Annotated in this window: 8 protein-coding genes; 7 read left to right on the plus strand and 1 reads right to left on the minus strand. The window is 27.6% G+C overall.

Going from position 1 to position 9139, the window contains the following annotated elements:
* Positions 1 to 339: 339 nt before the first annotated feature.
* The 7 genes from ICMP_RS03280 (at position 340) to astB (ending at position 7916) form a co-directional block, all read left to right on the plus strand.
* The gene (locus ICMP_RS03280) at positions 340 to 1245 is read left to right on the plus strand and encodes a RepB family plasmid replication initiator protein (protein WP_173401955.1); all 906 of its coding nucleotides are present in this window, start codon (positions 340 to 342) and stop codon (positions 1243 to 1245) included.
* A 77-nt stretch (positions 1246 to 1322) separates the two neighbouring features.
* Complete coding sequence (locus ICMP_RS03285; protein ID WP_041070256.1) at positions 1323 to 1964, plus strand: recombinase family protein; 642 nt, start codon at positions 1323 to 1325, stop codon at positions 1962 to 1964.
* A 75-nt stretch (positions 1965 to 2039) separates the two neighbouring features.
* Positions 2040 to 2792, plus strand: a complete 753-nt coding sequence (gene map / locus ICMP_RS03290) for a type I methionyl aminopeptidase (protein WP_041070260.1) — start codon at positions 2040 to 2042, stop codon at positions 2790 to 2792.
* Between the two features lie 70 nt (positions 2793 to 2862).
* On the plus strand, positions 2863 to 4071 hold the full coding sequence (locus ICMP_RS03295; protein WP_041070263.1) for a bifunctional succinylornithine transaminase/acetylornithine transaminase: 1209 nt from the start codon (positions 2863 to 2865) through the stop codon (positions 4069 to 4071).
* A 2-nt stretch (positions 4072 to 4073) separates the two neighbouring features.
* Positions 4074 to 5120, plus strand: a complete 1047-nt coding sequence (locus tag ICMP_RS03300) for an arginine N-succinyltransferase (protein WP_041070266.1) — start codon at positions 4074 to 4076, stop codon at positions 5118 to 5120.
* Positions 5110 to 6537: a succinylglutamate-semialdehyde dehydrogenase gene (gene astD / locus ICMP_RS03305; RefSeq protein ID WP_052456854.1), complete on the plus strand. Its 1428-nt coding sequence runs from the start codon at positions 5110 to 5112 to the stop codon at positions 6535 to 6537. Before ICMP_RS03300 ends, astD begins: the two co-directional genes overlap by 11 nt.
* A gap of 35 nt (positions 6538 to 6572) precedes the next feature.
* Complete coding sequence (gene astB, locus ICMP_RS03310) at positions 6573 to 7916, plus strand: N-succinylarginine dihydrolase (RefSeq protein ID WP_041070275.1); 1344 nt, start codon at positions 6573 to 6575, stop codon at positions 7914 to 7916.
* A gap of 26 nt (positions 7917 to 7942) precedes the next feature.
* Here astB and ICMP_RS03315 read toward each other — a convergent pair whose 3' ends face one another.
* Positions 7943 to 9139 (minus strand): cupin domain-containing protein, encoded by a 1197-nt coding sequence (locus ICMP_RS03315; RefSeq protein ID WP_041070269.1) that lies wholly within the window; start codon positions 9137 to 9139, stop codon positions 7943 to 7945.

Below are 9139 nucleotides of genomic sequence, written 5' to 3' on the forward strand. Positions count from 1 at the left end.
CTTTTACCTTCATGTGTTTTTGCAGATATTTGTTCATAATAACATCTTCTTTTTAAGTTATTAAAATCTTTTTTAAAGTTATTAACATTTTTTTGTCTTTTAGATCCTATATAGATCCTAAAAGATCCTAAAAGATCCTAAAAGATCCCCGTTTTTGTTAAAGCATATGTGATAAGGTTTTATAGTACTTTAAGATTCACTATAGTCAGTAAAACGTTCACTATAGTCAGTAAAACGTTCACTATAGTCAGTAAAACGTTCACTGTAATCAGTAATAATGTTCACTATAATCAGATAACATCTCATGTTAATTAACAATATGAATATTTTATAAAAATAATGAATATAGACATTGAAAGTAAATATTTACTCGAACCATTTCTTTCAGTTACTAAAAATACTGGTGAAATTGTTTATTTATCTCCAAATAAAAATAATACAGTTCAACCTGTAGCATTAATGCGTTTAGGATTATTCGTTCCCACTTTAAAATCTACTGCACGAAGAAAATCTTCATTTGTAGTATCTACTGATGCTACAAGAGCTTTCAAAAATTTATCTTTAGTAAGAGCAGAAGGTTATAATAAAATTACTATTGTTGGAGAAAGATTAGATATGGATAGTGATTTTAAAACATGGATAGGTATAATTCAGTCATTTGCAAAATTTGCTTCTACAAAAAATAGTGTTACGTTGCCTTTTATAAATTTTATAAAAATGTGTGGAATACCTTCAGCGCATTCATCATCAGTTTTACGTAAACGTCTTGATGCTTCTTTACGTCGTATTGCTACTAATACTTTATCTTTTGAGGGAAATGGAAAAGCCTATCATACGCATTTAGTACAATCTGCTTACTATAATAGTGAAAAGGATATTGTGAATATTCAAGCAGACCCTAATTTATTCGAATTATACAATTTTGATCATAAGGTTTTATTACATTTACGTGCTATTTCATTTCTTAAACGTAAAGAATCTTCACAGGCTTTATATACTTATTTAGAAAGTTTACCTTTAAATCCAGGACCAGTTTCAATATCACGTTTAAGATTACGCTTAAATTTGAGTTCTAAAATTACTACACAAAATTATATTGTAAGAAGAGCATTGAAACAATTGCAAAAAATTGGTTATTTAGATTATTCTGAAGTAAAAAGTAACAATTGCATATTTTTTATTATTCATCGTCGTACTCCTAAATTAAAAAATATTGATGTAATATCTAATGTTGATTTTGAATAGTAATTTTTAATAACTTAGATAAGTTACCTAAAATGGTTAATTTAACTATAGTTAAATTAACCATGACGGAGATAAGTATGTCACAATCTAAAAAACTAATACAAGCAGTTCGAATTTATTTACGTGTAAGTACTGATAAACAGGATCTTAAACGACAGGAAATGGTTGTTATGAATACATTATCATCGGATTACTATATTGCAGGCATATATAGAGAAAAAGCCTCTGGAGCTCGTACAGATCGTCCTGAATTAATGCGTATGATTTCTGATTTAAAATTTGGAGAAATTGTTATTGCTGAAAAAATTGATAGGATTAGTCGCTTACCTTTAGAAGAAGCTGAAATATTAATTGATTCTATTCGTAATAAAGGTGTAAAATTAGTTATACCAGGTATAGTTGATTTAACAGATTTAATTCATGAAGTAAAAGGTGTTAATAATATTATTATTAGCTGTATGCAAAATATGCTATTAAAAATAGCTTTACAAATGGCAAGAGATGATTACGAAACTCGTCGTGATCGTATTCGTCAAGGTGTGAATATTGCTAAAAAAGCAGGAAAATATAAAGGGCGTCCTCCTAAAAAGATGATTCATGAATATATTGTTAGTTTAAGAAAAAAAGGCCATAGTATATATAATACTGCTAAGATGGCACAATGTAGTGTTAGTCAAGTAAAACGCATATGGGCAATGAATAAGATAAATAAAATTTAATAATAAAATATTAATCAATATAATTGATACTACTTAGTAGTTAATTTATAATAAATCCACATAATAAGAAAATAAATGAAAAAAGTTAAATTACATAATAAAGAAGAAATTAATAAAGTACGTGAAGCTGGTCATGCTGCTGCCTGTGTATTAGATATGATTCAATCTCATATAGTTATAGGAATAACTACAAAAAAATTAGATAAAATCTGTCACAATTTCATTGTAAATAAATTAAAAGTAATACCTGCAAATTTAGGATATAACGGTTTTGCTCATACTATTTGCACATCAATTAATGAAGTAGTATGTCATGGTATTCCTTCTGATAGGAAATTGCGCGATGGTGATATTATTAATATAGATGTTGCTGTTATTAAGGATGGTTGGTATGGAGATACTAGTCGTATGTACTTTGTAGGTACTCCTTCAATAAAAGCTAAATGTTTAGTAAACACTTGTTATGAGGCTATGATAGCAGGTATAAATGTAGTTAAACCTGAAGTAACAATAAATAACATAGGAATAGCAATTCAAAGAATTGCTAAACAAAAGGGTTTTTCTGTTGTAAGAGAATATTGTGGACATGGTATAGGACAAACTTATCATACTTATCCTCAAATAATACATTATAATAGTTTAGAAAATACTTCAAAATTAAAAACAGGAATGATTTTTACAATTGAACCTATGTTAAATGAAGGCAAAGCTAAAACTGTTGTTCTTTCAGATGGTTGGACAGTAGAAACCCGAGATCATAGCTTATCAGCTCAATGGGAACATACTATTGCAGTAACAGATAACGGATTTGAAGTTTTAACTAAATAAGCTAAAAAATATTTTACTTGTCAATATTTTAATTATCTATTTGAGAGAAATGAATTTAAGGAGGAATAAAGTGTTTTTTCAACCTAAAAGAGAGGATTTTGATAAATATATAGTGCCTTGTTTTTCACCAGCTCCATTTATACTAGTGAAAGGAAGAGGATCACGTTTATGGGATCAAGAAAATAAAGAGTATATAGATTTTGCAAGTGGAATAGCAGTGACTTCTTTAGGTCATTCAAATGTTAAATTAATAAATGCTTTAAACACGCAATTAAATAAACTTTGGCATGTATCTAATATTTATACAAATGAACCTGTATTAAAATTAGCTAAAAAACTAGTTGAATTAACTTTCGCTGATAAAGTTTTTTTTTGTAATTCTGGAGCTGAAGCCAATGAAGCTGCCTTAAAATTAGCACGCAAATATGCTAATGAATATTATGACAAAACAAAAAATGAAATTATAGCATTTGAAAATTCTTTTCATGGTCGTACCTTATTTACTGTTACTGTAGGTGGTCAGTCTAAATACTCTGATAATTTTGGTCCATTACCACCAGCTATTACTCATTTACCATATAATGATTTGAAAACTTTTGAACAACATATTTCATCTAAAACATGTGCAGTTATTGTTGAGTTAATTATAGGAGAAGGTGGTGTAATACCAATAGATCCTTTTTTTCTAGAACAAGTGCGAAAAATTTGTACAAATTATGATATTACATTAATTTTTGATGAAATTCAAACAGGCATGGGACGTACTGGTTATTTATATGCTTATCAAGAATATAATATTGTTCCAGATATTCTCACTAGTGCAAAAGGGTTAGGTGGTGGATTTCCTATTGGAGCTATGTTAACAAAAGAAAAATGGGCACAAATTTTTCAACCAGGTACTCATGGTACTACATTTGGAGGAAATCTTTTAGCTGCAACAGTAGCTGAAACTGTTTTATCTCAATTAGATTATGAAATGTTGTCAGGTGTATTGCAACGACATGATATTATCATGAATGAATTAATTAAATTAAATAAAAAATACAATATATTTCAAATAATAAGAGGCAAAGGATTACTTATTGGAGCTCAATTATCTTCTATTTATTATGGAAAAGCAAAAAAATTAACTCAATTAGCTTCAGAAGAAGGATTACTTATATTAATAGCTGGATCTAATGTAGTAAGATTTACTCCAGCTCTTAATATCCCTCTAGATGATATATATGAAGGTTTTCAATATTTCGAACAAGCTATCATTCGTTTTAAGGATAAATAATAATGATCTTATTTCGTCCTATTCAAGAAAAAGATTTACCAGATATTATAAAACTTTCAACAAATACAGGTATTGGCTTAACCTCATTACCTTATGATCCAGGATATTTAGAAAACAGAATATTATGTAGTACTAATACTTTTAATGGTAAATTGCCTAGATCAGAACAATATTATATGTTTGGACTAGAAGATCTTAATAGTAATCAAATTGTAGGAATTAGTGCTATTGAATCTGCTGTAGGTTTAAAAGATTTATTTTTAAATATTTATATTGAAAAAATAAATAATGTTTCATCACTTATTTATTTGCATCACAAATTAAGCATGTTGAGTATACATGCTCATTATACTGGAAATACTGAGCTATGCACACTTTTTTTACATCGCAATTATCAGAAAAATAAAAATGGTCTCTTATTATCTAAAGCAAGATTTTTATTTATTGCTTGTTTTAAACACTTATTTTCTTCGCGCTTAATTGCGGAAATGAGAGGAATAGTTAACAAAAAAGATGAATCTATCTATTGGAATGCTATAGGTCGTCATTTTTTTAATATATCATTTGCTGAAGCAGATTATCTTAGTAATACAGGTATAAAATCTTTCATGTCTAACCTTATACCTTATTATCCTATTTACTTAGATTTATTACCATCAAAAGTAAAAAATATTATAGGAAAAACACATTTAGATAGCTTACCAGCTCAAAAATTTTTAGAGCAAGAAGGATTTTATTGGAACCAATCTATTGATGTTTTTGATGCAGGTCCAATTTTAGAAGCAAATACTGATAGAGTACATAGCATTTGTAATAGCAAAGTATTTAAAATAACAGAAAAAAATAAAAATTTACCTATTTCAGGTAAAGGATTTACATTGATCTCTAATGAAAAATTTAATAATTTTCGAGCTTTACTATTGGAAAATAATTGTATAAATCAATTAATAAAACTCAATTCTGCTCAGTATGATGCATTAGAAGTTGAAATAGGAGATACTCTGCGTTTTGTTAATTTGTATCCCGAGAATAAAAAATATGAATGTTAATTCCAATTTTATAAATGGAAAATGGAAATCAGGTCATGGAACTATTATAAATAAAATAGCTCCTGAAGATAAATCAGTAATTTGGCGAGCACATAGTGCAGATTATGATGATGTAAATGAAGCATGTGAATCAGCTAGTAATGCTTTTAATTATTGGTCTAAAATAAATATTGAGCAACGTATGGGTTACATAAATCACTATGTAACTTTGCTACATAAATATAAACAGCAAATAGCAACTATAATATCTCAAGAAACAAGCAAACCATTGTGGGAAACCTATATTGAGGTTCAATCAATGATAGATAAAGTTTTAATATCTAAAGTTTCTTGGGAAAAAAGAACAGGATATGGTGAAATTAAAATATCTAATAAAAGAATTTTATTACACCATAAAGCACATGGGGTTATGGCAGTTTTTGGACCATATAATTTTCCTGGTCATTTACCTAATGGTCATATTATTCCTGCTTTAATTGCTGGTAATACTGTTGTTTTTAAACCTAGTGAATTAACACCTGCTACAGCGGAAATTATAACTAAAATTTGGCAAGAAACTAATTTACCAGATGGTGTTTTAAATTTAATTCAAGGTGATAAAAAAACTGGTCAAATGCTTTTAATGAATAAAAACATAAATGGAGTACTTTTTACAGGTAGCACAAAAGTAGGTTGTTATTTTCACCGTTATTTTGCAGGACAACCAGAAAAAATTTTAGTTTTGGAAATGGGAGGAAATAATGCTTTAATTATCGATAATTTTGAAGATGAATATATAAACTATGTAGTGGATTTAATTATTCAGTCTGCATTTATTTCAGCAGGTCAACGTTGTACTTGCGCTAGACGTTTATTAATTAAATCAGGAAAAAAAGGTGATAACTTAATTTTGAATTTAATAGAAAAAAGTAAACAATTGTCAATAGGTCATTGGAATAATCAACCACAACCTTTTATGGGTGGTGTAATTTCACATAAACATGTTGATAATATGTTACAAATTCAAAATAATTTACAATTATTAGGAGGAAGAATATTATTGCAAATGAAACAAATTGAAAAAAATGCTACTTTTTTAACTCCTGGTATTATGGAGACAACAAATATTAATCTTCCTGATGAAGAATATTTTTGTCCATTTATAAAAATAACACGATATGAACATTTTGATCAAGCAGTAGATATTGCTAATAATACCAAATATGGTTTAGCAGTAGGATTAGTATCTAACGATGAATCATTATTTAACTCTTTAATAATTAAGTCACAGGCAGGAATAGTCAATTGGAATAATGCATTAACAGGAGCTTCTAGTAGAATGCCCTTTGGTGGCATAAAATCTTCAGGTAATCATCGTCCTTCTGGATACTATGCAGCAGATTATTGTGCTTGGCCTGTAGTTTCTTTAATTAATTAAATATATTTTTTGCAAAGGTTTATAATGTGAATGGTATTTCTAATATTGAAGTAAATTTTGATGGATTAGTAGGTCCTACTCATCATTATGCTGGTCTTTCAATAGATAATAACGCATCTTTTAATAATCGTTATAAATTATCTAATCCTCGTAAAGCTGCCTTGCAAGGATTAGAAAAAATGAAGTTTTTATTCGATAGAGGTTTTTTTCAGGGAGTATTTCCTCCACAGTTACGACCAAATATATTTGCTTTAAGAAAATTAGGATTTAGCGGAACAGAAAAACAAATATTAAATAGTGTAGCAAATACTTCTATAGATTTATTATCTGCTTTTACTTCTGCTTCATCAATGTGGTTAGCTAATGCTGCAACAATATCACCTTCAAATGATAGTTTAGATAGAAAAGTGCATTTTACAGTTGCTAATTTAAATAATTATTTACATCGATCTCAAGAACATTTGTTTAATGCAATGATTTTAAAAAAAATTTTTCACAATGAAAAATTCTTTTCTCATCATTCTGCCTTAATTCAACAAAAAAGTTTTAGTGATGAAGGATCAGCTAATCACATGAGAATTTCCTGGGATGAAATTAATCAAGGAATACAAATCTTTGTTTATGGTAATAGTGTATTTAATCATTTAAAATCAAAAGATTTTAATTATCGTCAAACTCTGGAAGCTAGTACTGCAATATCACGTTTGCATCAGTTAGATCCTAATTATACTTTATTTTTTAAACAAAATCCTTTTGCAATAAAACATGGAGTTTTTCATAATGATGTTATTGCTGTTTCTAACAAAAATTTGTTATTTTATCATGAATATGCTTTTACTAATCAAAATGAAAATATTGATAAAATAATTTCCAAAAGTTATAAACTTAATCTACCATTTATAGCTATAGAAGTATTAGAAAAAGATGTGAAACTATCCGAAGCAATATCGTCATACTTATTTAATAGTCAAATATTAAGTAAAAATAATGGAAAAATGATTATTTTAGTTCCAGATGAATGTTACTATATTGAGAATATATGGAACTATCTTAATAAAATTATTGCGAATGATTTGTATCCAATAGATGAGATTCAAACAATTAATTTACATGAAAGTATGTGCAATGGAGGTGGTCCTGCTTGTCTACGTTTAAAAGTAATGTTGAATCAAGAGCAATTTAAATCAATAAATGCCAATTTTTTATTAAATGACTTACTATATGAAAAATTAAAGAAATGGATTAACAAATATTATAGGGATCAATTATGCATTAATGATCTTATTGATGTTCAACTTTTAACTGAAGTATATCAAGCTTTAGATGAATTAACTCAAATATTAAAAATAGGTTCAATTTATAAATTTCAATCAATATGATTTTTTAAATTTTATTAAAAATAAAATTATATAATAGGACATTTTTTTCTATTTAAGTTTTCTATAAATTCATTATTCAAATTTAAATGTTGTTGTACTAGATAAGGAGGTGTAACAGCTAACCATTGATTAAGAGAAATATCTGCATAATAATTACTATTGAAAATTTCTAAGAAAATTAATCTCTCAGGACCTGTATTTTGTATGTAATGTCCCATTGCAAAAGGAACATAACCAACATCTCTTGATTTAAAATCAAATGTTCTAGCTTGACCTGATGAAGCGAATACACCCATTCTACCTTGTCCACTAATATAATATTGCCATTCATCATTATTTGGATGCCAGTGTAATTCTCTGATAGAACCCGGTTCTAATAACACTAATGCAGCTGATATGTTTTTTGATATGTGAAAAGTTGAAGAGTCTGCAATATATATTTCACCTTTTTTTGTTTTTATAATATTATTATTCATTAGTTTATAACTAAATTTATACCTAGAATTTTGAGTCATTTTTATATTTTTATAATAAATTTTATTATTTATTTCACCTGAAAAAATATATTTTTTTTCTGGAGAAGGTAAATTCTTGAAAATTTCTTTTCTGGTATTAAAGTTTTTTGCCAAGATATCAATTGGTATATGTTTAAACCAATCACTTAATAAAAAAGTACTTTCTTCATCAAAATTTCCGTTATCAAAAACTAATAAGAACTCACATCCATCTTTACTTAATCCTTGAATAGAATGTGGAATTCCTGGAGGAAAATACCATAGATCTCCCACATTTACATCTTTAATGAACCATTTACCTTTTATATCTATAGCAGTTATTCTAGCTTTACCGTACAACATATAAGCCCATTCTGCTTCTTTGTGCCAATGTAGTTCTCTTATACCTCCTTTATATAGTCTCATATTAACTCCAGCTATGGTGTTAGAAATAGCTAATTCTCTTTTAGTTATTTGTCTAGTCCATCCTCCTGTGCTTTTACGAATATGAGCATCATCAAAAGCAAATCTAAGATTTGGTAAAGTTCCACTATCTGTGGTTGGAGGATTAATCATATCTGGTTTTTCATTAATTAAAGGAATATTTTTTATTGGAAATTTGTATATTTTTTCTTTATGTGGTCTATCTATCAAAAATTTTTTTGTTATAAAAGCAGTAGCTCCTCCTGTTGCTAACATCAAAAATGTTCTTCTGGAAATTTTTTTCAT

Source organism: Candidatus Ishikawaella capsulata Mpkobe, from assembly GCF_000828515.1.
In the GTDB taxonomy this organism is placed as follows: domain Bacteria; phylum Pseudomonadota; class Gammaproteobacteria; order Enterobacterales; family Enterobacteriaceae; genus Ishikawella; species Ishikawella capsulata.